This is a genomic window from Nocardia sp. alder85J (assembly GCF_020176955.2).
GTDB lineage: Bacteria > Actinomycetota > Actinomycetes > Mycobacteriales > Mycobacteriaceae > Nocardia.
In genome coordinates this window covers 35,107-61,082 of sequence record NZ_JAIUCZ020000016.1, presented here as the reverse complement: position 1 = coordinate 61,082, position 25,976 = coordinate 35,107, and the positions used below count along the sequence as shown (strand labels likewise).

Sequence of the window (25,976 nt, the reverse complement as noted above, 5' to 3'; positions counted from 1 at the left end):
TATCGGCCCCACCACGGCGGTATCGACTGCGGCACGGGCGATCCCCGGCCCGTCCCCCGAGTTCCCGGGGCTGGACCGGTCCGGCGCCACCACCGACCATACGAGGGTGGCTCGTCCCCTCCTGTCGCGAGCGCTGTGCCTGTGGCTGCTCGGCCTGCTCCTGCCGGTACTGCCGACTCCCCTTCCGGCCCTCGCCGATCCGCCGGTCGCCTATCGGTGGCACGAGGAATTCCTCACCACCCCGGACGGGATCAGCCTGCACGCGGACGTGCTGCGCCCGCCCGGACTCCCCGACACCGCCCGCACCCCGGTGGTGATGACGGTCAGCCCGTACCGCGCCCACCTCGCCTATCTCACCGAACCCCGGCCCGGCGGCGGCCCGTCCACCACCGATCTGCCGGTGGACCTGTTCCTGCCCGCCGGATACACCTACGTGATCGTGGATCTGCGCGGCTTCGGCGGCTCCTCCGGCTGCCCGGACTTCGGCGGGCCCGGCGAACGCTCCGATGTGCGCACCGCGGTGGAATGGGCTGCGGCACAGCCGTGGTCGACCGGTCGCGTCGGCCTGATCGGCACCTCGTACGAGGGCTGGACCGGACTGATGGGCCTGGCGGAACAGCCGCGCGGGCTGGCCGCGGTGGCGGCGTTCGAGCCGGTCGCCGACCCCTGGTCGTATCTGTACATGCAGGGCATCGCCTGGAAGTTCTCCGGGAAACCGGTGACCGAGAACGGTATCCGGCCCGCCGATCTGGCCGGGCTGGAACATCTGCTGATCTCGGCGACCCCGGCGCATCCCGGTGATTCCCCCGAATACCGGGCGAATGCGGCTCGGGCACCGCTGAACTGCGCCCCGCCCTATCTGGCGGGCATCATGGACCACGACGGCGGCACCGCCTTCTGGCGGGACCGCGATCTGGTGGACCGAGTGCGCGGCAACACGATTCCGCTGTTCCTCGGCCAGGGCTTCGTCGACTACAACACCCGTGCGGACCGGATCTTCGAGCTCTGGAACGGACTCGGACCCGGCGAGCACCGGGCCTGGTTCGGCCAGTGGGGTCACCGCACCTGCCGCGTCGATTGCGGCACACCGCAATTCGACACCGAACTGCTGGCCTTCTTCGATCGGGAGGTGGCCGGACGGGATGTCGGGGTGCCCGGCCCGCGGATCACCGTCGGCCAGTTCGACGGCCTATGGCGCTCGGAAGACGCCTGGCCCCCGGCGGATTCGCGACCCGTCCCGATGCCCCTGCGCACCGGGGACTACACCGACCGCGGCTTCCCGCCCGGCCCGGACCGCGAGATCTGGTCGGTGTCCCAGCCCACGACGCAGGACCAGCACCTGTCCGGCGCCCCGATCGCCACCGTGACCGCGGCGGGCCCGCTCGGCGCCACCGTCGCGGTCGAACTGTACGACGTGGGCCCCGACGGCATCGGCACCGTGATCACCCGCGGCATCGCACCGGTCGGCGCGGGTACGGTCCGGCTGCTGGCCCAGGACTGGCCGATCCCGGCCGGGCACCGGATCGCGGCCCGGATCACCGATGTCGTCGACGACGTGTGGTCGCACGCGCCCGCCTTCGCGCGGGTGTCGGTCACCGCCGCTTCCGTCGAACTGCCGCTGCTGACCGAGGCCCGCCATCCCGACCTCACCGGCGCCGTCACCGACAGCATCGAGAAGTGGCGCACGGAGAAGATCACGCCGATCGGCCCCGACGTGCTGAACAATGACACGGTGACCGTATCGTTCCCCGATCGCGGCGGTGACCGATGACCAGCAGCACCGCCCCCACCACCGGCGTCGACGACCGCACCGCCGAGCGGCTCGCCACGGCGCTGCGGTGCGTCACCGTCTCCCGCGACACCGAGGAGCGCGACGACGCGGAATTCCACCGCCTGTCCGATCATCTCGAGCACAGCTATCCGCTGGTGCACGCGGAACTCGAGCTGGAACGCTTCGGCCACAGCCGGCTGTACCGCTGGGCGGGCACCGAATCCGGCCCGGCCGCCGCGATTCTGCTGGCCCATCTGGACGTGGTGCCCGCGGACGACGACCGGCTGTGGACCCAGCCGCCGTTCGCCGGGATCGTCGACGACGAATTCGTCTGGGGCCGTGGCGCCATCGACGACAAGAGCCGGGTGCTGGCGATCCTGGAGGCCGTCGAGAGCCTGCTCGCGGCCGGTCGGCGCCCGCGCCGCACCATCCACCTGGCCTTCGGTCACGACGAGGAGCTCAGCGGCGCCACCGGCGCGGTCCGGATGGCGGCCCGGCTGCGCGAGCAGGGCGTCCGCGCGGATCTGCTGCTGGACGAGGGCGGCGTGATCGCCACCGGCCTCGCCGACGGCGTCGACCGCCCGGTCGGCACCATCATGCTCGGCGAGAAGGGCTGGGCCACCGTGAAATTGACGGTCACCGACCCGGGTGGGCACTCCTCGATGCCGGGCCGGGACACCGCGGTGAGCCGGATCGCCCGCGCGGTGGCCCGCATCCAGGACCATCCGATGCCGCTGCGGATGACGCCGGTGATCGCCGAGATGCTGACCCGGCTGCGCCCGGCGATGGCCGAACCGCGCCGCACCGCCCTGGGCCTACTGCCGCTGGTCACCCCCGTGGTGACCCGGCTGCTGGCGGCCCGCCCGCACACCGAGGCCATGGTCCGCACCACCACCGCGGCCACGATGATCCACGGCGGGGTGAAGGCCAACGTGCTGCCGCAGCACGCCGAGGCCCTGGTGAATTTCCGTATCCTGCCCGGTGATTCGGTGGCGGCGGTGCTGGAGCACTGCCGCCGGGTGATCCGCGATCCCGGGGTGTCGGTGGAACTCGACGGCCCGGTGGCCGAGCCGTCCCGGATCGGCCCGCCGGGCCCGGCCTTCGACCTGGTCGCCGACCTGGCCCGCGCGGTGGTCCCCGGCATGGTCGCGACCACCGGAATCGTGCCCGGCGCCACCGACTCCCGGCACTACGACGGCCTGGCGGTCACCCGGTGCAATTTCGCCCCCATCGTGCTCGACGAGCGCGACCTCGGCCGCATCCACGGCACCGACGAGCGGCTGTCGCGCGCCAACTACGCCCGGCTCATCGACTTCGACCACCGCCTGCTCGGCCACTTCTGCGTGCCCTGACCCGAACTCCGCGCGCCTCGTCTCCGGCGCGGCGAAACACGGACCGGAGTACGGCTCCCGTGCGACCATGACTCCCACCCGAGCAGCGCCGAGGTGGCCGCCGCCGGGCCCTACACCGGGACGACGCGGAGAGGCGGGCGGCCATGCCACGCAGCGAGACCAGCAGGTTCGAAGGGAAGGGCGGGCGGATCTTCTGGCGCGCCTGGCTGCCCGACGGCGAGGTCCGCGCGGTGGCGACGATCGTGCACGGGGTCGGCGAACATTCCGGGCGTTACGAGCACGTCGGGCAATTGCTGGCCGAGCACGGTGTCGCGACCTACGCCGACGATCACATCGGGCACGGGCAGTCCGCGGGCGGCAACGCGAACATCGGATCGCTGGACGAGGCGGCCGACAACGAGGCCACCCTGCTCGATCTCGCCGCGCAGCGGCATCCGGGGCTGCCGCGCTTCCTGATCGGGCACAGTATGGGCAGCCTGATCGCGCTCTACCTGGTCACCCGGGCCCCACTGGAGCTCACCGGCCTGGTGGTGTCCGCGCCGCCGCTGATCCAGCAGCCCGGCAACGCGGTGGAGCGGGTGGCCTGGCCGGTGCTGACCCGGCTGGCGCCGGTACTGAGCCGGCACGCGCCCGATCTGCGGGTGGTGAAACTGGACAACACCGCGATCAGCCGCGACGCCGAGGTCGTCGCCGCCTACAACGCCGACCCGCTGGTCCATCACGGCCCGCTGCCCGCCCGCACCGCCGCCGAGATCGTGCGCGGCGCCGCCGCGGTGCTGCAACGCCTGGACCGGCTCACCGTGCCCACCCTGGTACTCCAGGGCACCGCCGACCGCCTGGCGCCCCCGGCCGGCGCCGACCTGATCGAGCGGGGGGCGGCCGCCACGGACCTCACCGTGATCCGTTATCCGGGCCTCTACCACGAGGTCTTCAACGAACCCGAGCAGCAGACGGTGCTGGGGGACCTGGTCGGCTGGCTGGAGGCGCATCTGCCCCCGCAGTAGAATCCGGCCCATGAGCACCGATACCGGGCGCATCGCGTTCGTCCGCGCGAACTGGCACCGCGCCATCGTGAACCAGGCCTACGAGGGGTTCCTGGCCGAATATCGCGACCTCGGCTTCGCCCCGGAGACGGTCGACGTGTTCGACGTGCCCGGCGCCTTCGAGATCCCGCTGCACGCGCAACGGCTGGCCCGCAGCGGCGGGTACGCGGCGGTGGTGGCGGCGGCGCTGGTGGTCGACGGCGGCATCTACCGCCACGAGTTCGTCGCGGGCGCGGTGATCGACGGCCTGATGCGGGTGCAACTGGACACCGATGTGCCGGTGTTCTCGGTCGTGCTGACCCCGCACCACTTCCACGAGCACAGTGAGCACGTGAACTACTTCACCGACCATTTCGTCACCAAGGGCGCCGAGGCGGCGCGGGCGCTGGCCACCACGCTCAGCTCGTTGCGCTCGCTGCCGGCCCCCGCGGCCGACCGCGGCTGACACCTCCGCACGGATCGGAAACCACCGGGTCAGGGCCGCTGTCACCCCGCTCGGCGGACCGATGCCTGGCGTACAACAACGCCCCCCTGCTGTTCAGCTGACGGCAACCAGCCGCTGTTAGCGTGCGCGCGTGTCCGCTCAGTTGGTGGTGAGTATCCATGACGTGGCTCCGGCGACCGACGCCGAGACGGCGCGGTGGTGTGCCGATGCCGATTCGTTCGGTATTCCGGTGTCGCTGTTGGTGATTCCGGGGCCGTGGCGGGGTTCCCGCCTGGCCGAGGCGCCGGAGTACGGGATGTTCCTGCGGGAGCGGCGGGCCCACGGCGACGAGATCATGTTGCACGGCTGGGAACATCGCGCGCCGGGTGAGGGCGCGCCGCTGCGCCGCGCGGTGGCCCGGGCGGTGGCCCGCGGCGCCGCGGAATTCGCCGCGCTGGAGCCGGAGGGCGCCGACGACCGGCTGCGCCGGGCGATCGCGGTGATGGACGAGATGGGGCTGGCGACAACCGGATTCACCCCGCCCGGCTGGCTGGCCTCACCGGCGGCCGAACAGGCGCTGGCGCGAGCCGGATTCTCGCACACCACAGACCATTTCGGCCTGCTGGATCTGCGCACCGGGCAGCGGTGGCGCGGCTTCGCCCTCTCGCAACGGCCCGGTGGCGCCGGGGAGCGCACGGCGGCGCGGCTGATGCAGGCGCTGGCGCAGCGGTCGGCGCGCCGTGGCGGGCTGGTCCGCATCGCCCTGCACCCCGACGATCTGCACCGGCCCGGACTGCGCACGGCCGCGCTGCGGGCCATCGAGGGCGCGCTGGCGGCGGGCGCCCGCGCCACCACCTACGCAGGAGTGATCGGGTGATGCGCATCGTGCAGCTGGCGAACTTCTATACGCCGGCCTCCGGGGGGTTGCGCACCTGCGTCGACGAGATCGGCCGCGGCTATCTGGCCGCCGGCCACGAACGGGTGCTGGTGGTGCCGGGTCTGACCGACGGCGACGAGCACACTCCGGCCGGGCGCCGGGTCACCGTGCGCGGGCCGCGATTCGGCGGCGCCGGGTACCACATGCTCACCGCCCGCCGCACCCTGCCGCTGCTGGAGTCGTTGCGGCCGGACGTGATCGAGTGCAGCGACAAGCTGAGCGTGCGCTGGCTCGCGCCCTGGGCCCGGCGCGCCGGAGTGCCGCTGGTGCTGTTCTCGCACGAGCGCATAGACGCCATCCTGCGCAGCCGGGTGCCGCGCGGATTCCCGCTGGCGGCGGCGGCCGACGTGGCGAACCGGCGACTGGCGGCCCGGGCCGCGAAGATCGTCGTCACCTCGGGTTTCGCCCGCACCGAATTCACCCGGATCGGGGCGGGCAACGTGCATCGGGTGCCGCTGGGCGTGGATCTGGACACCTTCCACCCGCAGGCGGTGGCGCGGCTGGATCCGGACGTGGTGTCGATCCGCCCGACCGGCGAGGCCGAGAAACGGCCCACCCGGCCGCTGCCGGTCCGGCCGCGCGCCGGACTGTCGCTGGTCCGGCCGCAATACGCGGTGGTGCGGCGCAATGCGACCGTCCGGCGCGCGGTTTCGGTGTCCGTGCGCGGGGACCGGATCCGGCACAACGGCATCCGGGCGACGGCGCAGGCCCGGCGCGGCGCGGCGATCCGGATCGGCGACGACGCCCCGGCCCGGCCGGCGCCCGCCGGACCGGAGGTGCGGCTGGTCACGGTCAGCAGGCTGTCCCGGGAGAAGCGCCCGGAGCGCGCGATCGAGGCCGTGGAACTGCTGCGGGACAGCGGCATTCGCGCCGAACTCACGGTGATCGGCGACGGCCCGCTGCGCGAGCGGTTGCAGCGGCGGGCCGAGGGCCTGCCGGTGCGCTTCCTGGGGCACCTCGCCGAGCGCGACGCGGTGGCCGGCTGGGTGGCCGCCGCCGACATCGCCGTCTGCCCGTCCCCGGCGGAGACCTTCGGGCTGGCGGTGCTGGAGGCGCTGGCCTGCGGCACCCCGGTGGTGGTCCCGCACGCCGGCGCCGCGCGGGAACTGCTGGGCCCGGCCGGATCCGGCATCGAATGCGACGGCACCGCGGCCGGCCTCGCCGCCGGCGTCCGCACCCTGCTCACCGTGCCCGCGCCGGAGCGGCGCCGGGCGGCCCGGCTGGCGGCCGAGCGCTTCCCCTGGTCGACCACCGTGGCCGGAATGCTCGCGCTGTACGCCGATTGCACCGCGATGGCCGCCGGCCAGTAGCGGGCACCGGCCGAATCGCCCGGTTGGCCCGGCGTGTCGCGCGCCGAGCGGTCACCATGGTTGGGTGGCAGGGCAATTCGTACCGATCCCGGACTGGTTCTCCTGGGAGAACCAGGACTGCGGCATCGCCGTGGCCGACATCGACGGCGACGGCGCACTCGACGTCGTGGTGTTGATGGTCGACAACCCGGAGGGTCAGAACACCGGCAACTATCGCATCGGCACCGGACTCGCCGCCGACGGCACCGTCGCGGCCTGGGGGCCGTGGCTTTCCGTGCCCGACTGGTGGGGCTGGGAGAACCAGGGCGCGGGCATCGCGCTCGCCGACCTGTCCGGCAACGGCCGCCTCGACATGGTGGTCTTCACCGTCGACCACCCCGACCAGGGCAATCACGGAAAGTACCGGGTGGCACGGGATCTCGCCGCCGACGGCACCGTGACCGGCGGCTGGACCCCGTGGCTGGACATCCCCGACTGGTACGGCTGGCAGAACCAGGGCGCTGACATCTGCCTGGTCGAGATCGAGGGGCAGCACGTACTGGTGGTGCTGACCGTCGACGATCCGGCAGGCCAGAACTCCGGGCAGTTCCGGCTCGGCAAGGGCTTCACCGCCGACGGCACGGTGACGGAATGGACGCCGTGGCTGGCGGTTCCGGACTGGTGGGGATGGGAGAACCAGGGCGCCGGCATCACCGCGGCCGACCTCGACGGCGACGGTCGCGCCGAGCTGATCGTGTTCACCATCGACCACCCCGCCGACGGCAATGCCGGGCTGTACACGGTCGGCTGGGGGCTCGACGGCACCGGGCACTGCGTCGACGGCTGGAGCACCTGGTCGCACGTGCCGGACTGGGGCTTCACCCAGAACCAGGGCGCCGCGGTCGCGGTACTGCCCACCGGCGCCGCGACACCCGAACTGGTGATCCTCACCATCGACCACCCCGCAGGCGGCAACCACGGCTATCTGCGGGTGATCGATCCGGAACTCGATGTGGCACAGGGCTCGACGCTGGGCCTGTGGCGAATCCTGGACTTCGGCACCGAGATCAACCCGGTGCACGCGGCCCTGCTGCACACCGGGGACGTGCTGTTCTTCGCCGGATCCGGCAACGATCCGGATCGCGAGCCCACGCACGACTTCGCCACCCGCGTCTGGCATTACCCGAATCCCGGGCTGGCCGCTCCCCCGCTGACGGTCGACATCTTCTGCTCGGCGCAGGCGTTCCTGCCCGACGGCCGGGTACTCGCCGCGGGCGGCACCCAGCAGTACGACCCGTTCTTCGGGCTGCGCGACGCGCTGTTGTTCGACCCGGCCACGCTGGCCTGGAACGCGGTGCCGGACATGACCTTCGGGCGCTGGTACCCGACGCTGGCGGCGCTGCCGACCGGGCGGGTGGTCGCCACCTCGGGGCTGGGCGCCGACGGATTCCTGTCCGAGACACCGGAAGTGTTCGATCCGGCCACCGCGACCTGGGCACAGCTGCCGACGCCGGGCCCGATCCCGATGTTCGCCCATCTGATCCTGCTCGCCGACGGCCGACTGTTCTACACCGGCGGCCAGTACGGTGGCAACAACGGTATGCACCCGTCCATCTGGGACACCAGCACCGGCGCGGTCACCGTGGTGAACGGCCTGGCCGATCCGGATTCGCGCAACCAGTCCACCAGCGTGCTGCTGCCGCCCGCGCAGGAGCAGCGGGTGATGCTGATCGGCGGCGGCGGATACGATCCGCACCAGCCCTCCCCCGCGACCGCCGACACCCGGATCGCCGACCTGAGCGAGCCGACCCCGGCCTATCAGCCCGGCCCGCCACTGCAATTCGCCCGCATGCACGTCAGCGCGGTGGTGCTGCCGGACCGCACGGTCCTGGCCTGCGGCGGCGCCACCATGGAGGAGATGGGCACCATGGCCCCGCCGCACGCGGAGCTCCTGGACCCCATCGCAGGCACCTGGAAACCGACCGCGCCGCAACGGGTTCCGCGGCTCTACCATTCGGTGGCACTGCTCACCCCCGACGGCAAGGTGATCACCGCCGGCTCCAATCCGGCCCGCAAGACGGAGGAGACGCGGATCGAGATGTTCTGGCCGCCTTACCTTTTCCAGGGCTCCCGGCCGACTCTCCACCTGGACACCACCGCCGCCGGATACGGCGGCACCCTCACCGCCACCACCACCGCGGCCACCGTGCGCGAGGTGAGCCTGATGCACCCGACCGCATGCACCCATTCCTCCGACAACAGCCAGCGCCTGATCGACCTGCCGTTCACCGAATCCGGCCCCGGCGCCCTCACCGTGACACTGCCCTCGAATCCGGCACTCGCGCCACCGAGCTGGTATCAGGTACTGGTGGTCGACACCCATGGCATCCCGTCACCGGGGCAGTGGATTCGGCTGGGCTGAGCCGACGGCCGGAAATCGCCGGGGCAGGTTCATGATCCAGGACGCCCCGGCACCGGGTAGGCGGATACCGGCGGGCTGAGCCAGTAGCCGAACGGCCGTGGCCGGACCCCCGCACCCTGGCGGTGGTACAGCATGGTTGGTCCAGCGGCCGGAATGGCCGGGTCCGGACCACGATTCGGGGGCGCCCCCGGCAGTGGATGGGGCCGAGCCGAGTCGTCCGCCGGAATCGGCTGGGCCGGTTCACAATCCGGCCCCGCCGGTGGCGTCGACGACCCGGCCGGTGACCCAGCGACCGTCCGCGGAGGCCAGGAAGGCGACGATGCCCGCGATGTCGTCGGGTGTGCCGACCCGGCCGAGCGCCGACAGGGCCGCGGCGCCGGCCATGGCCTCGGGGTTCCCGCGCAGCCAGCCGGCGTTGATGTCGGTGTCGACGATGCCGGGGCGACCGAATTCACCGTGATGCCACGTGAACCCAGCTCCTTGGCCAGGTTCACGGTGAAGGTGTCCAATGCCCCCTTGGTGGAGCCGTAGGCGATCGCGGCGGGCATCGCCAGCCGCGCTGCGCCGCTGGAGATGTTGACGATCCGGCCACCGTCGCGCAGGCGCCGCAACCCTTCCCGCACGACGAAGAACGGCGCCCGCACGTTGATCGCGAAGACCCGGTCGAACTCGGCTTCGGTCAGCGCGGAAATATCGGCGGGACTGTTGGTTCCGGCATTGTTCACGATGATGTCCACGCCCGGGACCGGAGTGGCGGCGTCGAAGGCCGCCCACAGCCGGGCCGCATCGCCGTGCCCGCCGAATTCGGCCCGCAGCGCGAACGCCCGCCCACCGGCCGCGCCGATCCCGGCCACCACCGCGTCGGCGGCGGCCCGGTCGGTGGCGTAGGCGACGCCCACCACCGCACCGTCGCGCCCCAGCCGCTCGGCGACGGCCCGCCCGATCCCCCGGCTACCGCCGGTCACCAGCGCCACCTTGCCGTCCAGCACACCCATGACACCCTCACATTCAATTTTTGGTCGATCATTCAAAAATGACGCTAGCATATAGTTGAACGATCGCTCTAAAATAAGCGACATGGGAACACCGGCACGGGGACGCCCCCGCACCTTCGACCGCGACGCGGCGCTGACGGCCGCGACCCACCTGTTCTGGGAGCGCGGCTACCACGCCACCGCACTGTCGGACCTCACCACCGCCATGGGCATCCGCTCCGCCAGCCTCTACCAGGCATTCGGCGATAAGCAGGCCCTGTTCCGGGAGGCGGTCGCCACCTACGCCGCCGTCCCCGGCGCCGATTTCGTCACCACCGCCCTCGCCCAGGAGCCCACGGCCCGAACCGCTTTCGCCCGCATCCTGCGCGACGCCGCACACTTCTACAGCGACCCGTCTCATCCCCCCGGCTGCCTGGTCATCACCGCCGCCACCAACATCACCCCGCAGGACACCGCCGTCGAGGAATACCTGCGCGGATTACGCCGAGCGAACCTGGAGATCTTCCGCGACCGCCTGACCACGGCGGCACACGACGGCGAACTACCCGCCGGCACCGACACCACCGCGCTCGCCGACTACTTCGCCGTGGTCGTCCAGGGCATGTCCCAGCGCGCCCGCGACGGCATCGATACGGCAGCGCTGGCGGCGGTCGCCGAACTGGCGATGGCGGCCTGGCCCGCCAGATCCCGCACCACCACCGATCACGCAGGCGAGGGCCGAGCACATCCGGCAGCCGTCGCGCCGGACCGGATCACGCCGCCGACGGCGGACGCGCCGGTCATGCCCCGGACACGACCGGCATGGCAAGCCGTTTCCCACCTGCCCGAGGCACTCGCCACACCCAGCGACGAATGCCGGGCAGACATGTGAATCACTGAGCCATTCCGGGTAAGGGTGGCTGCGGCGGCTTGACCTGGTGACACGCCGGAACGTGTTGGGGTGCAACGTGAAAGCGCGGAGTGCCTGGTAGAGGTTGTTTCGACCAAGAAGACAACTTCATAGGAACTCCGCGCCCCATGAGTGTGACATACACAGCCGTCCTGCCGGTCTCCGAGCCCACTGTCGAACGCTTGACCAGCCTGCTCGAAACCGAACGCCGTCGCCGGGGCACTCGTGCGGGGCGGCGGGCGCTGTGCTGCTTTGACCAGGCCGTTCTCGTGCTCCGCTGGTTCCTCGACGCTGTTCGTGTCAGCCAGCTCGCCGTCGATCACGGCATCGGTAAATCCACCTGCTACGCCTACCTTCACGAAGGGATCGACGTGCTCGCCGACCAGGCACCCGACCTCGGGCAGGCGTTATGGGAGGCGTATCTGGCTGGGCACGAGCATGTTTCGGTCGATGGCACGCTTATCGAAACCGATCGGATCAGCGAACCCGGACCGACCCTGCGCAAGGGCAGTTCCAGCGGTCGCCGCGTCGATCTGTGGTGGTCCGGCAAACACCGCCACCACGGCGGGAACGTGCAGGTCGTGACGGTGCCCGACGGATTTCCGATCTGGACTTCCGACGTGCGGCCCGGCCGCGAACACGACACCAAAGCGTTGCGTACCCACGAGGGTGTGCATGATGCGTTCACCGGCTGGACCAGCCACGACCTTGCTGTGCTGGGCGATCTCGGCTACGAAGGACAAGCCCCGCTGATCACCACCGCGACCAAGACCCCGGCCGGCGGGACGCTCACCGAGGAACACAAGACCGCCAACAAGGCTCACAACACCCGCAGAGCCCTCGGCGAGCGCGGAAACGCGCTGCTCAAAACCACTTTCAAAGCTCTTCGCCGAGTCACGCTGTGCCCGTGGCGAATCGGCGCCATCACCGCCGCCGCACTGGTACTGCTCCAACTCGAACACCGCCGCACAGCGTGAGCGCCCGACACGCCGCTTACCCGGAATGGCTCACTGTGCGAAGAAGCCTGTTTCAGCTGTTGAAAGTGCGGGCCGTGGCCAGGGTGGCGAGGCGGTTCTCGTTACCGGAGTCGCGCAGTTCGACGCGGCCGACACCGTCGTGGAGTTGGGCGGTGGCGACCACCGGGCCGACGCGGGCCGCTTGCAGATACCGCAGCCCGAGGAAGCTGAGGCTGTCACCGGGTGCCAGTGAGAGCACCGCTTCTTCGGCGGCGAGCGCGATCAGGCCACCATTGACGGTGTTGGACGCATTCAGCCCGTCTTCGGTGCGCGGCAGCACCGCCACCCCCGGAGCACGCCGCTCACAGCCCGCCCGGTCGGCCAGCGGCACGGTGAGGCGCTCGGTCCCGGCGGGCATGTCGATGCTCAGGTTGCCGTGGAACTGCACGTCCGGATTGGGCGCCACCATGAAGGAGGCCGCGCCGAAGGCCACCGGCACCCCGTCGACGCTGCACTCCGTCTCGGCGACGAACACCGAGCGGCCCACCTTGACCGTGCGGCCGATCATCCGCACCACCCCCGCACCCGGCAGCGGACGGTAGACGTTCACGTCCAGTTCCAGCGTGACGGGCACCCGCGGCCCCATGAGCAGGGCCGCGAGCAGACCCGAGACCGTATCCGCCCAGGTGGCGAGGATCGAGGTCCGCAGATGACCGGTGCCGGGCACATGCATCTCGGGCGTGATCTCGGCACTTCCGTGCAGTTCGTCACCGACCTTGCGGGTGGCGAACCGGAGCTCACGAAGAATGTGCCGACGCTCCTCCAGCCTCGTCTCGACCGTCACTGCACACTCCTCACCTTCACCCCGACCGGCCGAACCCGGCGGGCGCCCGGCCGGAAACACCACTCTACAAATAGGCAAGTAGCGTTCTCATTGCCGAGACTATCGATTTCAAAGTTAGCACCCGGCCGCTGCGGTGAGATTGCGACGCCGAGTTGCCTGGATCACATCCCCCTCACTCTCGCCAGCGGTGCAGCAAGCGGTCGGCCTCCGCCGCGAGCCGGTACTGGAGAAACGGCCCGAAACTGATCCGACCCGCACCCGCCGCGGCGAACTCCGCCCGATCACCGGCCTCCGGCGAGGTGACAGCATTCACCGGCAACGGCAGCGCCGCCGTCAACCGCCGCAACGTCGCCGCGTCGTGCCGCCCGATCGGATACAACACATCGGCCCCCGCCTCCGCCGCCAGCAGCAACCGCGCCACGGCCCGCGCCACCCGATCCGCCGGATCACCGTCCTCCCGCAGGAACAGATCGGTCCGGGCATTGACCACCACCGGCACCCCCGCCGCATCGGCCGCAGCCCGCAACCCCGCCACCACCTCGGCATGCTCCTGCGGCCCTCGCAACCGCCCACCCTCGCCGTGCACGGTGTCCTCGATATTGAGCCCCACCGCCCCCGCCTCGATCAACCCCTCCGTCAACCGCACCGCCTCCACCCCGTACCCCGACTCCACATCCACCGACACCGGAATATCCACGGCCGCAGCGATTTCCCGCACCCGCCCCAGCACCTGCGCGAAACTCATCCCCTCCCCGTCCCGCGCCCCCACCGCAGCCGCCAGCGGATGACTCCCCACCGTCAACCCCCGAAAACCGCTCTCCTGCACCAGATTCGCCGACCACGCATCCCATACCGTCGGCAGCACCACCGGATCCCCCGGCCGATGCAACTCCCGGAACGCCACCGCCTTCGCTGCAAGACCAGTCATCCCGTCCGCCTCCTCATCCAGTCGAAACCTGTTGATATACAAGCCCTCACACCAGCCGATGCCCCGGTACTCGACCCCACCCACAGGCACCGCCGGCACAGCCAGGACAGTCGACCCACACCCACACGCCCCGACACAAAGCCCGGTACTCACCGAGAGCACCAGCACACCGAAGCGCCACGACGCCCTGCACGTTCGAATCACCGATAACCTGCGCGCGGTGGCGAATCACGCCGACCGAATTACCGAGCCACCAGACCGCCGGGCACCGGTTTACCGGACTTCGGTTCGACGGACCGCGAGGCCGCCGACCCGCCGGGGTAGTCAGGCCCGGCCCCACAGCCCCGAGACCGCAATACTGCGCAGCCACGCGCCTGCAAGCCCTGACCAGATGCTCGCAGGCATAGCGGATGCGTTCCTACTTCGTGGGGCACGCCGCCAACATGCAAACTCCGGAGTGCCGGAGTGCCGGAGTGCCGGAGTGCCGGAGTGCCGGAGTGCCGGAGTGCCGGAGTGCCGGGAATTATGCCAACCGCTCGGGTGCCCGCATCCACGGTGCTCATGCGCCGAAACCGGTGCGCCAGGCGGCGTGTTGCGGCTTCCAGCCCAGGGAGCGGGCCAGCGCGTTGGTGGCGCCGCGCTCCCATCCGGCGCGGCCGGACACCGGCGCCGGCGCCGGCGCGCCGACGGCGGCCGCCAGCACCGGCACCCATTCCCGGCCCGGAGCGGGCTCGTCGTCCACCACGTTCACCGTGCCGCTGGGCCAGTCCAGCGCCTCGACGGTGGCGCGTGCGGCATCGTCGACGTGCACGAACGAGGCCACCGCATCGTTCGGCACCAGGTTCGCCATGAATCCGGCCGCCGGATCGGAGGTGTCACCGTGCAGTACGGCGTCGGCCAGCCCGCCGCGCCGATACCAGGTGCCCGGCCCGTAGAGCAGCCCGTATCGCAGCACCACGTGCTGCGGCAGCTCCGCGACCGCCTCCTCCAGCGCCCGCACCCCGGCCACCGTCGTTGCCCGGGGCTCCGGCGCGCCGAGATCCAGCGGCGTGGCCTCGTCCGCAGGCGTGTCCCCCGGCTGGTAGACCCAGGAGATCGACTGGGCAACAATTCTTTCCACCCCGGCGGCCAGCGCCGCATCCACCAGATTCCGGGTGCCGGCCACCCGGATGCGGCCGTTCTCGGCAGGGGTGCCCCCACTGAGCGCCGTCAACTGATGCACCACCACATCCGGTGCCGCCGCGGCCACCGCCCGCCCGACCGCGTCGGCGTCGAAGACGTCCAGCCGCACCCCTTCGGCCCCGAGCGCTCGCACCGCTGCCACCCCCGCCTCGGTCCGCGAGGTCCCGGCCACCCGATGCCCCGCCGCCACCAGCGCCGCGACCAGAGGCCGCCCGATCGCCCCGGTAGCACCTGCCACGAAGATCCGCACAGCCACTCCTCACTCTCGAATGTCGTTGCGGCCGTGTTCCATTGCCGCAGGGGAAGGCCGATCGCCGCCACCGCGTCCGGCCGCCCGATGATCACGCTACGCACTCGGTAGTCCATTAGAATGATCCACTGCCGACACAAAAAATTGGACCACTTGCCATGCTGTACCCGAACAACGACGACCCCGCCGCGACAGCCGACGGCCACTCGACGAATCGACCCCCGACCGGCCACCCTCCCGCCGGCCGGAACACCGCCGACTACACGCCGGTGCCGCACAACTCGACGGCGTCGCTCGACAACCGGTCCACTCGGGACACGCTCGGCCGAGCCCCGGCAACTCGAAACATCACAAGGCACAACCCGCCGCCACCGGCGGAATCGCACCGCGAACCGGTCGGCCGGGGGACAGCCGTATCGGGCGGGACCATCGGCCCCGAACTGCCGGAACCCCACCGGCCGAGGGCCGCTGTATCCGAACTCCCCCGGCCTCACCAGCCAGGGGACCCGCGACCCACCTGTCCTGAACTGCCCGCACCTCGCCGACCGGGGGCGACTGTGTCCGGTCGGCCTCCCGGTCCCGAACTGCTGCTGGAGCTGACCGCGCACGGGACCCGCAGGCACGCGCTGGAAGAGGCGTTGCGCGGCGCGATCCGGGACGGGCGGTTGCGCGCGGGGAGCGGGCTGCCGTCGAGCCGGGACCTCGCCGCACAACTCGGACTGTCGCGGGGCACCGTGACCACGGTGTTCGAGCAATTGGTGGCCGAGGGGTGGCTCACCGCACGGCAGGGGGCGGGGACGCGGGTGGCGGCCGGTGTCGTGGCGGCGGACCACGAGGCCGCGACACCGGCACCGGCGGAGGGGACGTATCGGTTCGATCTGCGGCCCGGCCGCCCGGATGTCGGCGCGTTTCCGCGCAATGCCTGGACCCGGGCGATGCGGGTCGCCCTGCGCGAGGCGCCGGCCGACGCGTTCGGTTTCGGTGATCCGCGCGGACGGCTCGAGCTGCGCACCACCCTCGCGGCCTATCTGGGGCGGGTGCGCGGGATGCGGGTGGATCCGGCGCAGGTGGTGATCTGTTCCGGTTATACGCAGGCGCTGGGGTTGCTCGCCGACGTGTTCGCCGAACTGGGTGTCGGGACGGTGGGGATGGAGGATCCGTCGATCGGCGACCATGCGCGACTGGTCGCGACGCGGCTGACGGTGGCCGATATTCCGGTGGACGACAACGGGATTCGGGTCGACGCGCTGATCGGTTCCGGCGCGGGGGCGGTGGTGTGCACACCGGCGCACCAGTTCCCGACCGGGGTGGCCATGACCCCGCAGCGCCGCACCGCGCTGCTGGACTGGGCCGACGATCGGGGCGGCTGGATCGTCGAGGACGACTACGACGGCGAATTCCGCTACGACCGGCACCCCACCGCCGCCCTGCACCCGCGCGGGCCCGCGCGGGTGATCTACGCCGGGTCCACCAGCAAGACCATCGGTCCGGCCGTCCGGCTCGGCTGGATCGTCTGCCCGCCCGGGCTGCTGGACCGGCTGGTGGCGGCCAAGCGCCGCACCCACGACTGGCGCACGCTCGATCAGCTGGCCCTGGCCCGGTTGATCGACACCGGTGCCTACGACCGGCATCTGCGCACCGCACGGCGCGGTTATCGCCGCCGCCGGGACCTGCTCACCGCGGCCGTCCGGAACGACCTGCCGCACAGCGTGATCCGGGGCCTGGAGGCGGGTCTGCACGCCGTGCTCGAGCTCCCGCCCGGCACGACCGAGGCCGCCGCCCGTACCGCGCTGGCCGCGGCGTCGGTGACCACCTTCGGCCTGACCGACCTGCTCCGCACCGACCGTCACCATTACCCGCCCTCCCTCGTGCTCGGTTACGCCACCCCTTCGGCGCGGGACTACCCCACTGCCGTCGACACTCTCACGCGCACACTGGCCGGACTCGGCCGCTGATCGAACGGACCGTCAAGGCGCCGAACGAGATTCGGCCGCATCGCCGGACGCCGGAAACGAGCCGGCGGGCCCGGCGGGCCGCCCCGGCCGCGCGAGCGTTCGGCGCACCGCCCGCAATTGCGCGAGCACGGCTTCCGGATCGTCGCCGGCATCGATCTCGACCGCCGTGGCCGCCAGCGCCTCGTACTGCCGCTGCCGCCGGGCCTCCCGATATCGCAGCACATCGTCGAGACGGAGGCGGTGGAAACGCTTGCCGACCAGTTCGGCCGGCAGCTCCCCGCGCTCGATCCAGCGTTTGACCGTCGGCCGGCTCACCCCGAGCAGGTCGGCGGCCTGCTGGGACGTCAGCGCCACAGCAGGCCGGGACGTTTCGTCGCCCATGAGATCACCTCTCCTCCGTCACCGCTTGTCCGATCGACGGTACGACGGAGGTACGACACGAATGTCCGTGCCCGGCGCGGCGACTCGCCGGAACGCGGTCAGAACCGGCCGGCGGCGACCAGCACGGCGATCACGAAGAGGAACACATTGGACAGGGACCGGGCGTATTCGTGGCGGCGCAGATGGGTGGCGAAACCGCCGACCATGACCAGCGCCAGGCCGACCGCCGCGATCGGGGTGAGCACCGGCGCGATATCGGTGGCCCACGGCAGGATCACGCCCGCGCCGCCGAGGATCTCGACCGCGCCGATCCCCTGCACGGCGGTGCGCGGCATGTCGTCCACCCAGGGCATGCCGCCGCGCAGCTTGTCGAGGGGGAGAACGAGTTTCACCAGGCCGCCGCCCAGGAAGCTCACGGCGAGGACGATCTGCCCCACCCACAGCCAGACATTCATTCCGATCTTCCTTCCAGTTGCCAGGTCGCGGCCACGGAATCCGCCACCCGGTCGATCAGGGCGCGGTCCCCGTCACCGCCGAGCATGTGCAGCCAGAGATAGACGGGACCGGCGAATTGCGCGTGCGCCCACCGCAGATCGGGCATCGCGGTCAGGTCGCCGCGCGCCACCGCCCGCTCGGCGGTGCGGCGGATGAGTTCCAGTTCCGGCCCCAGGCAGATCCGCTCGAACGTGTGCTGCAGACTCTGTTCCCGCATCAGCTCGATGAAGATCTCCGGCAGCACCGCCCGCACCCGCGGCCGGGACATCCGGGTCACGAAATCCGCGGCGACCTCGCGCAGATCACCGCGCATGCTGCCGGTGTCGCGGTACTCCCGCGGCCGGAGGTCACCGATCAGATGATGCAGGGCGAGGGCCGATTTCGAGGGCCAGCGCCGATACAGCGCCGCCTTCCCGACCCCGGCCCGTGCCGCCACGTCGTCCATCCGCAGCCGGCTGTACCCGACCTCCGCGAGCAGGGCGAGCGTGGCGTCGCACACGGCCCGGTCGGTCTCCGCGGACAGCGGACGGCCGGTGCGCGACTCACCAGTTTCGGAACTCACGGTTCCGAATATAACAGATACGGAACCCGCGGTTCCGCCTCACGCGGATCCTCGCGGTGAGCGGCGATCTACGTGTGCACCGGCACCTCCACCCCGTCCGGATCGCGTTCGTCGTGCAGCGTCGGCGAATTCGCCAGCAGCACGATGCCGGTGATCACGATCGCGCCGGCGAAAAGCAGCGGCACCGGCCGCGGCCGCGTGCCGACGGCGAACAGGGTCATCCCGGCCAGATAGCTCAGCGTCGGATCGGTGATCGTCATGGTGGTGAGAGCGGTGGGCAGCGAGCCCCGGGCGAACGCCTCCTGGGTCAGGATCGCGCCGATGGTGGTGGTCACCGGAATACCGAGCAGGGCCCAGGTGAGGTGCGGCAGCGCCGGCACCGCGATCGCGGTGACCACGGCCGTGGTCGACACACAGCACCCGGCCGCCATCGCGGTGAGCGCGGAACGCATCTGCGGCGACCGGACCGTGCGCGACGCGATCAGCAGCAGCGCCACCGCCGCCAGGATCACCCCACCGGCCTCCGGCAGCGCCGCCACCCGCACGTGACCGTGCGGCACCCCCTGCGCGATCAGCAGCGCCAGCCCGCAGCACACCGCGACCGTGCCCGCCCAGTCCCGCCGCAGCAGCGGACGACCGCGCCGGCGCGCCGCCAGCGGCAGCGCGAACAACAACTGCACCACCAGCAGCGCCTGCACCATCGGCAGTGCGCCGTAGCGCAATGCCGCTGCGTGCGAAGCGAATCCGGCCACGCTCGCGACCTGTCCGGCCAGCCAGCGCCGGCTGGTGACCAGGGTCCGGGCGATCCCGGCGACCGCCAGGAACCGGGTCGCGTCCGGGTCGGCCAGCGCGGCCTTGCGCGCACTGCTCTGCTGCAACGACGCCGAGGTCGCGAACAGCAGCGACGACACCAGCGCCAGCGCCGCACTGAGCGAGCCCGAACTCATCGGGCCCGCCCGGCGCGAACCGACGGAACACACACCATGTCCACATCCTGGGGAGCGTGGATGAACCCCGGTTGTCGGGCAGATGGACCTTTTCCGGCGGCCGCGGCACGTCCTACTTGTAGGTCGTCAGGCACGCGCCCTCACCGTCGAGGACGCCGGTGCGGAACGCGTCCAGCCGCTGGAAGCCGCTCGCCACCACTTTGCCGTCCACATCGGAGGCCGCGAGACCGTCGGCGAGCAGCCCGGACACCGCGGCGTCGAGATCGCCCGCGGTCAACTGCACCCCGCTGCCCGGATCGCTGAACTTGGTGGACACCGCCCCGGACAGGCACGCCGTCCGCAGCCCCGCGGTCTCGGCGCCGGTCAGGCTCAGCTGCCGGCTCTGCTGCACGGCCAGCAGATACCGCGAGACGAAGACGATGAACGCGTTGTAATTACCGTCCACCACCGCCGACAGCGGCTGATCGTCACCGGCCTGTTGCCCGGCCCGTTTCGCCAGCTCCGGCACATCGGTGCCGAGGGTGCCGTTGGCCGGGCAGTAGGAGGCCGGTTCGACACCGCCGTCCTGCGGGCAGTTCCGCACGATGCCCGTGTAGTCCAGCCGCGGCGGCTGCGGCAGCGGATACAGCTTGCCGAGCGCCCCCGCCACCAGAGTCAGCGAGTCGTTGTCGACGGCCAGCTGCCCCTCCTCGTCACCGGGCTTGTAGGTGACGGGCAGTTCGCCGCGGCGCTTCTGAATCTCCTTGCGGTTGATGTTCTTACAGGCCATGGCACCGTCCTGCCAGCCCATCTGCACCGCGGTGACCCGCTCGAAAGCGGAGCCGTGCACATTGTGGGGATTGTTCGGATCCTGATCGCGCACCGCGACGGTGGCGCCCAGCACGCCGTTGAGGCCGTCGGTGGTGTTCAGGGTGAAGTGCGTGGAGCCGCCGTCGGCGACGTGCCGCAGGAAAACCCCGGCGAAACAGTCCGCCTGCTGCTCCAGCACCAGGCCGGGGGTGAGGAACCCGTTGAGCCGGGCCAGATGCTGGATGGAGTGCCCGTATTCGTGCGCGAGCACCATCACCACCGCCATCTTCCCGTACTTCTGGGAGATCAGCGGCAGCAGCACCCCGCGGTCCCAGCCGATGGTCTGATCCACCGAGCAGTAGGCCGCGTTCACCACGTGATACGTGTTGGAGCGGCAGAAGGTGATCTGTTGTTCCTTGGGCGCCTTGGCATCCCAGGACAGGAAGTGGTCGACCGGCACGAAGGCGCCCTTGTCGAAGACCTTGCCGTACTCGGTCTTCCAGAAGTCGCCGAGATCGGCGATGGTGTTCAGCGCCAGCCGGTCCATCTCGCCGCCGTCGCCGTTGTCGGCGCGAAGCGGTGCGTCCGGCACGCCGGACCGCGGGCCGCTCGGCCCGTTCTGCGCCGATCCGGCCACCGGCCAGGAGTCGTTGTCGGCGGCCACGGCCGCGGTCTGTTGCGAGGCAGCGCCTTCCACCCCGTCGCCGCATCCGGCCAGCAGCAGTACCAGCGTCAGCAACCCGGCCAGCACCGCCGGTACGGCCGCGCGCCGTCCGTTCCTTCTCATGAAGTTCTTCCCTCCCGAATACCGCAGTCGCGCACTCGAAAAGAGGGTGTGCCGCCGTCACGGCGAGCGGTCCCCCCGCTTCCGAGCGTCCACATGGTAATCGCAGCCGTGGGCCCGCGCGCAACAGAGATTTCCGGACGGCTCCGGGGCCTGCTCAGCTGTGCTTGCGGTGCGGCACGAACTCCAGCGTGAACAGCGCCGCCGCGGTGAACACGATCTCCCGCCAGCGCAGCAGCACGAACCGCTGATCGCCGAACGAGTTGAACTTCCGCAGGAACCGGTACAGCGACTCCAGCCGGATCATCGGATCCAGCGTGCGGGCCAGCACGTACAGCGTCTGCTTGATCCGGGACCGCTGCTTGTCCGAATACAGCTCCGGGAACGCCGCGAACGCCAGCGAGATGGACCGGACGCCGTGGTGGCGGCCGTACTCGACCAGGTCGACGATCATCCGCTCATCCAGGCCGTTGGGGGCGTCCTTGCGCCGCCACGGCACGTCCAGGCTCAGCTCGCTGCCGCGATTGGACGTACCGTAGCGCTGGAAACCCACCACCCGGCCGTCGCCGTCGCGCGCGATCACCAGCACCATGCCCGGATTCCGGCCGTCGAGCAGATGATCGAGGATCATCGAGAACCCGCGGGTCTGGCGGCCGGCGTTCCACTCGTCGACGATCTCGAACAGGGTGTCGCGCAGGGCGTCGGTGAGCTCGCGCTCCGGCACGATCTCGGTGGTGACCCCGAAGTTGTGGGTGCGGCTGACCGCCTGCCGCAGATTGCGGAACTTCCGCCCGACCAGGTCGAAGCCGTCCACGTCGACGACGACGTCGCGGCCGATCGGGATGGCGTGCAGCCCGTGGTGGTCGACCGCGCGGGTGCGCCACAGCTCCGACATCTCCGGGCTGGCGCCCAGCACCGCGATCCGCCAGCCCTGGTTGTGCGCGAATTCGGAGAACTCGCCGATCAGCGCGCCGAACCGGGCCCGGTCGCCGACCGGATCGCCCGCGACCACCGCGACGCCGAACCGGGCCCGGTAACCGATGGCCGCGGTCGACCCCTCGTCGAAGAAGTAGGTCTTGGCGGAGTGCAGCGCGAACGGCGCGATCGGGTCCGAGACCGTCCCGTCGACCAGTTCGGCGACCTGGAACCGCTGCTCGGGCTGCGCCCGGGAGCTCTGCGGCAGCATCAGCAGGAAGCCGGTGCCGGCCAGGCAGACGAAGCCGACCGCCGGATGCTGGTCGCGATAGGCGACATTCGACACCCCCAGCACGATGACGGCCACGGTGACGTGCGGCAGCGTGATCGGCCGCCGCAGATGCAGCCCGCGGGCCACGAACAGCCCGGACACCGACACCGCGACCAGCCAGCCGCGGTTCACGCCCTCGCGCGAGGCCCGGTCGGCCACGTACAGCAGCACCACGCCGACCAGCAGCAACACCGCGATCAGCGGTAATCGCACCGCGCGCGTGGGCGACAGCGCCGCCTGCCGATAGGTGCGATAGCCCGCCACCCCGTAACCGAGACCCGAGTTGAGATCCGCCACGTCACAACCCCCCGGTCGCGCTCTCGAGTGCCGTCGCCATAGTGGTCCTCCCGATGGTCCTTACCAACCACACACTATGCGGAACGGTAGTTCCGTCTTTCACCGACCCGTTCGGAACGCGGCGACACAGCATGCGGCTACATACAACCCATATCGCTCGCAGGCTGTTCCCAGCAACCGGGTTTTCGAGCCGTGACGGGATCTGTCGTCGTCTGCCTCCGATCAGCCGCCGAACACGCGCTCGACGACCGTCTTGGCCCGGCGGGTCACGCGCATGTAGTGGTCGAGGAACTCACTGCCGTCGTCGTTGGGCCAGCCCGCCACCCGTGCGACCGCGGATAGTAGACGGCCCGGACCGGGCAGCTGATCGGCGGACTTGCCGCGGACCAGCACCAGCGCGTTGCGGGCCTTGGTGGCCGTCAGCCAGGCGTCGCGCAGCAGGCCGACGTCGGTGGCGTCCAGCAGCTCGGCGCGCTCGATGGCGTCCAGCGTCTCCAGTGTGGACGTGTTGTGCAGTTCCGGCACCTCGTGTGCATAACGCAACTGCATCAACTGCACGGTCCACTCGATGTCGGCCAGACCGCCGCGGCCCAGCTTGGTGTGCGTGGCCGGATTCGCCCCGCGCGGCAACCGCTCGGAATCGACGCGCGCCTTGATCCGGCGGATCTCCCGCACCGCCTCCGCGGACACGCCGCCCTCGGGGTACCGGACCGCATCGATCATCCGCAGGAACCGGACGCCGAGCTCCTGATCACCCGCGACCTGATGGGCGCGCAACAGCGCCTGCACCTCCCACGCCTGGGCCCACTGCTGGTAGTACGCCTCGTAGGCCGCCAGCGTGCGCACCAGAGCGCCGTTGCGGCCCTCCGGCCGCAACCCGGCGTCGACCTGCAAGGGCGGATCGACACTCGGCGCCCCCAGCAGCCGCTGCACCTGTTCGGCCACCCCGATCGCCCACTTCACCGCGATCGTCTCGTCCTCGCCGGGCCGCGGATCGCAGACGAACAGCACGTCGGCGTCGGAACCGTAGCCCAGCTCGAAACCGCCGAGGCGGCCCATGCCGATCACCGCCAGGCTCGCCGGCGACGGTTCGCCGGTCTCCAGCTCGGTGGAGCGGATCACCGCCTGCACCGCGGCCTCCAGCACCGCCACCCACACCAGCGACAGGGATTTGCACACCGCGGGCACGTCCAGCATGCCGAGCACGTCGGCCGAGGCCACCCGGGCCAGCTCGTGGCGGCGCAGCGACCGCGCGGTGGCGACCGCGCGGCGCGGGTCGTCGTAGCGGGCGACCGCGGCGAGGATGCCGTGGCCGACCTCGTCCGGCTGCGGCTTCACCAGCAGCGGCCCGTCCGGGCCGTCGGCGAACATCCGGATCGTCTCCGGGGCGTTGATCAGCAGATCCGGCAGATAGGCCGAGGAGCCGAGCACGATCATCAGCCGCTGCGCGATGGCGCCCTCGTCGCGCAGTTCGCGCAGGAACCAGATCTCGTCGTCGAGGCCCTCCGACACCCGGCGGTAGGCCAGCAGCCCCGCGTCGGGATTGGGGGTGTCGCCCAGCCATTCCAGCAGCGTCGGCAGCAGCAGCGTCTGGATGCGGCCCTTGCGGCCCACCTCACCGGTCAGGGCCTTGAGGTGACCGAGCGCGTGCTCCGGGGCGGCGTAGCCGAGGGCGGCCAGCTGCCGCACCGCCGCTTCCGGGCTCAGCCGCAGCGCGTCCGCGTCCAGCCGCGCCACCGATTCCAGCAGCGGCCGGTAGAACAGCTTGGCGTGCAGCCGGCGCACCCGCAGCGCGTTGCGCTTGATCTCGCTCTGCAAGACCCCGACCGCGTCCTGGCGGCCGTCCGGGCGCATGTGGGCGGCGCGGGCCAGCCAGCGCATACCCTCGTCGTCGTCGGCGGCCGGGAGGGTGTGGGTCCGCTTGAGCCGCTGCAACTGCAACCGGTGCTCGAGCAACCGCAGGAATTCGTAGGAGGCGGTGAGGTTGGCGGCATCGTCGCGGCCGACGTACCCCTGCGACGCCAGCGCCGCCAATGCCTCGACGGTGCCCTGCACGTGCAGGTTCTCGTCGGCCTTACCGTGCACCAATTGGAGCAGCTGCACGGCGAATTCGACGTCGCGCAGGCTGCCGTGGCCGAGTTTCAGCTCGCGTTCGCGCAGGTCCGCGGGGACCAGATCCTCCACCCGACGTCGCATCGCCTGCACATCGGTGACGAAATCCGAACGCTCCGAGGCACTCCAGACCATCGGCAGCAACGCGGCGCGATACTCCTCGCCCAGCTCCAGATCGCCGGTGGCGGGCCGCATCTTCAGCAGCGCCTGGAACTCCCAGGTCCGCGCCCACCGCTTGTAGTACGCCACATGGGATTCCAGCGTCCGGACCAGGGCGCCGGCCTTGCCCTCCGGGCGCAGCGCGGCATCCACCTCGAAGAAGGCGTTGCCGGCCACCGACATCAGCTCCGCGGCCAGCCGGGTGGCCTCGGTGTCGGCCGGTTCGGCGACGAACACCAGATCCACGTCGGAGACGTAGTTCAGTTCGCGCGCACCGCATTTGCCCATCGCGATCACGGCCAGCCGGGACGAGACGGGCCGGTCGGCGCACACCCGCGCCACCGCGACCGCCAGCGCCGCGGTGAGCGCGGCATCGGCGAGATCGGTCAGATGTCGGCCGACCTGCTGGTATGGCAGCACCGGCTCGTTCTCGACGGTGGCGGCCAGATCGATGGCCGCCAGCAGCATCAGCTGATCGCGATACCGCTTGCGCAGCAACGCGATGGCCTCCGGACCGTGGATCTCGGCCCGGAAGATCATCGGGCCCGCCTCCGGTTCCGGCTGTGCCCGCACCGCTTCGAGCAGGTCCGCGACCAGCTCGTCGCGGCCGGGCAACTCGCGGCGGCGCAACGTCTGCCAGACCGGCGGGTCCGCCACCAGGTGATCGGCGAACGCACTGGACGACCCGATCAGCGCGAACATCCGCCCGCGCAGGGCCGTCTCGGTGCGCAACGCGGAATCCAGTGCGGCCCAGTCCGTCCCGAGTTTCTCCCGGAGACGGACCAGGGTCAGCAGTGCCAGGTCGGCGTCGGGCGCCCGGGACAGCGCCCAGAGCAGCGGAATACTTTCGACGTTGTCCCATGCCAACTCTCGCAGAGAGTCGGCAGCCGTCGGTTCGAGCAGGCCGAGCCGGCCTGCTCCGGGAACCGCGGGACGGGCAGTCGGTGGCCGTACCATGCCTTCAAGT

The 25,976-nt window shown here is 71.1% G+C and carries 20 protein-coding genes and 1 pseudogene; 10 read left to right on the top strand and 11 right to left on the bottom strand.

Going from position 1 to position 25,976, the window contains the following annotated elements; all coding sequences use genetic code 11:
- Positions 1–106 precede the first annotated feature (106 nt).
- From LBW94_RS40725 to LBW94_RS40695, 7 genes are all read left to right on the top strand, one after another.
- A complete protein-coding gene (locus tag LBW94_RS40725) occupies positions 107–1,771 on the top strand; it encodes a CocE/NonD family hydrolase (protein ID WP_225059860.1) in 1,665 nt (554 codons plus the stop codon).
- Entirely contained in the window at positions 1,768–3,123 is a 1,356-nt protein-coding gene (locus LBW94_RS40720; protein ID WP_225059861.1) for a M20/M25/M40 family metallo-hydrolase, read from the top strand. Before LBW94_RS40725 ends, LBW94_RS40720 begins: the two co-directional genes overlap by 4 nt.
- Before the next feature lie 143 nt (positions 3,124–3,266).
- Entirely contained in the window at positions 3,267–4,127 is an 861-nt protein-coding gene (locus tag LBW94_RS40715; RefSeq protein WP_225059862.1) for an alpha/beta hydrolase, read from the top strand.
- A 10-nt stretch (positions 4,128–4,137) separates the two neighbouring features.
- Positions 4,138–4,611, top strand: coding sequence for a 6,7-dimethyl-8-ribityllumazine synthase (locus LBW94_RS40710; RefSeq protein ID WP_225059863.1), 474 nt, complete (start codon positions 4,138–4,140; stop codon positions 4,609–4,611).
- 130 nt (positions 4,612–4,741) lie between these two features.
- Positions 4,742–5,467, top strand: a complete 726-nt coding sequence (locus LBW94_RS40705; RefSeq protein ID WP_225059864.1) for a DUF2334 domain-containing protein — start codon at positions 4,742–4,744, stop codon at positions 5,465–5,467.
- Positions 5,467–6,837, top strand: a complete 1,371-nt coding sequence (locus LBW94_RS40700) for a glycosyltransferase (protein ID WP_225059865.1) — start codon at positions 5,467–5,469, stop codon at positions 6,835–6,837. Before LBW94_RS40705 ends, LBW94_RS40700 begins: the two co-directional genes overlap by 1 nt.
- Positions 6,838–6,901: 64 nt before the next feature.
- On the top strand, positions 6,902–9,238 hold the full coding sequence (locus LBW94_RS40695) for a galactose oxidase-like domain-containing protein (RefSeq protein ID WP_225059866.1): 2,337 nt from the start codon (positions 6,902–6,904) through the stop codon (positions 9,236–9,238).
- 240 nt (positions 9,239–9,478) lie between these two features.
- On the opposite strand, the pseudogene LBW94_RS40690 reads toward LBW94_RS40695, so the two are convergent.
- Positions 9,479–10,233: pseudogene (locus tag LBW94_RS40690) on the bottom strand (SDR family oxidoreductase).
- Positions 10,234–10,315: 82 nt separating this feature from the next.
- Here LBW94_RS40690 and LBW94_RS40685 point away from each other — a divergent pair.
- Positions 10,316–11,104, top strand: a complete 789-nt coding sequence (locus LBW94_RS40685; RefSeq protein ID WP_225059867.1) for a TetR/AcrR family transcriptional regulator — start codon at positions 10,316–10,318, stop codon at positions 11,102–11,104.
- Positions 11,105–11,250: 146 nt separating this feature from the next.
- Positions 11,251–12,099: a transposase family protein gene (locus tag LBW94_RS40680; RefSeq protein WP_225062831.1), complete on the top strand. Its 849-nt coding sequence runs from the start codon at positions 11,251–11,253 to the stop codon at positions 12,097–12,099.
- A gap of 52 nt (positions 12,100–12,151) precedes the next feature.
- Here the strand turns inward: LBW94_RS40680 and LBW94_RS40675 are convergent, their stop codons facing one another.
- From LBW94_RS40675 to LBW94_RS40665, 3 genes are all read right to left on the bottom strand, one after another.
- A complete protein-coding gene (locus LBW94_RS40675) occupies positions 12,152–12,922 on the bottom strand; it encodes a hotdog domain-containing protein (protein WP_225060386.1) in 771 nt (256 codons plus the stop codon).
- A gap of 172 nt (positions 12,923–13,094) precedes the next feature.
- The gene (locus tag LBW94_RS40670) at positions 13,095–13,850 is read right to left on the bottom strand and encodes an isocitrate lyase/PEP mutase family protein (RefSeq protein ID WP_225060385.1); all 756 of its coding nucleotides are present in this window, start codon (positions 13,848–13,850) and stop codon (positions 13,095–13,097) included.
- Between the two features lie 559 nt (positions 13,851–14,409).
- Positions 14,410–15,282, bottom strand: a complete 873-nt coding sequence (locus LBW94_RS40665) for an NAD-dependent epimerase/dehydratase family protein (protein WP_225060384.1) — start codon at positions 15,280–15,282, stop codon at positions 14,410–14,412.
- Positions 15,283–15,839: 557 nt separating this feature from the next.
- On the opposite strand from LBW94_RS40665, the gene LBW94_RS40660 reads away from it, so the two are divergent.
- Complete coding sequence (locus tag LBW94_RS40660) at positions 15,840–17,237, top strand: PLP-dependent aminotransferase family protein (protein ID WP_225060383.1); 1,398 nt, start codon at positions 15,840–15,842, stop codon at positions 17,235–17,237.
- Positions 17,238–17,249: 12 nt separating this feature from the next.
- On the opposite strand, the gene LBW94_RS40655 is transcribed toward LBW94_RS40660, so the two are convergent.
- The 7 genes from LBW94_RS40655 to LBW94_RS40625 form a co-directional block, all read right to left on the bottom strand.
- Complete coding sequence (locus LBW94_RS40655; protein WP_323138049.1) at positions 17,250–17,618, bottom strand: helix-turn-helix domain-containing protein; 369 nt, start codon at positions 17,616–17,618, stop codon at positions 17,250–17,252.
- Positions 17,619–17,716: 98 nt separating this feature from the next.
- Positions 17,717–18,073 (bottom strand): DoxX family protein, encoded by a 357-nt coding sequence (locus tag LBW94_RS40650; RefSeq protein ID WP_225060382.1) that lies wholly within the window; start codon positions 18,071–18,073, stop codon positions 17,717–17,719.
- Positions 18,070–18,675, bottom strand: coding sequence for a TetR/AcrR family transcriptional regulator (locus LBW94_RS40645; RefSeq protein ID WP_225060381.1), 606 nt, complete (start codon positions 18,673–18,675; stop codon positions 18,070–18,072). The genes LBW94_RS40650 and LBW94_RS40645 overlap by 4 nt, the downstream gene beginning before the upstream one ends.
- Positions 18,676–18,743: 68 nt before the next feature.
- Positions 18,744–19,622, bottom strand: a complete 879-nt coding sequence (locus LBW94_RS40640) for a DMT family transporter (protein ID WP_225060380.1) — start codon at positions 19,620–19,622, stop codon at positions 18,744–18,746.
- Between the two features lie 112 nt (positions 19,623–19,734).
- Complete coding sequence (locus LBW94_RS40635; protein ID WP_225060379.1) at positions 19,735–21,198, bottom strand: metallopeptidase; 1,464 nt, start codon at positions 21,196–21,198, stop codon at positions 19,735–19,737.
- A gap of 154 nt (positions 21,199–21,352) precedes the next feature.
- Positions 21,353–22,738 (bottom strand): bifunctional lysylphosphatidylglycerol flippase/synthetase MprF, encoded by a 1,386-nt coding sequence (locus LBW94_RS40630; RefSeq protein WP_225060378.1) that lies wholly within the window; start codon positions 22,736–22,738, stop codon positions 21,353–21,355.
- A 222-nt stretch (positions 22,739–22,960) separates the two neighbouring features.
- A complete protein-coding gene (locus tag LBW94_RS40625) occupies positions 22,961–25,966 on the bottom strand; it encodes a bifunctional [glutamine synthetase] adenylyltransferase/[glutamine synthetase]-adenylyl-L-tyrosine phosphorylase (protein ID WP_225060377.1) in 3,006 nt (1,001 codons plus the stop codon).
- Positions 25,967–25,976: the final 10 nt, after the last annotated feature.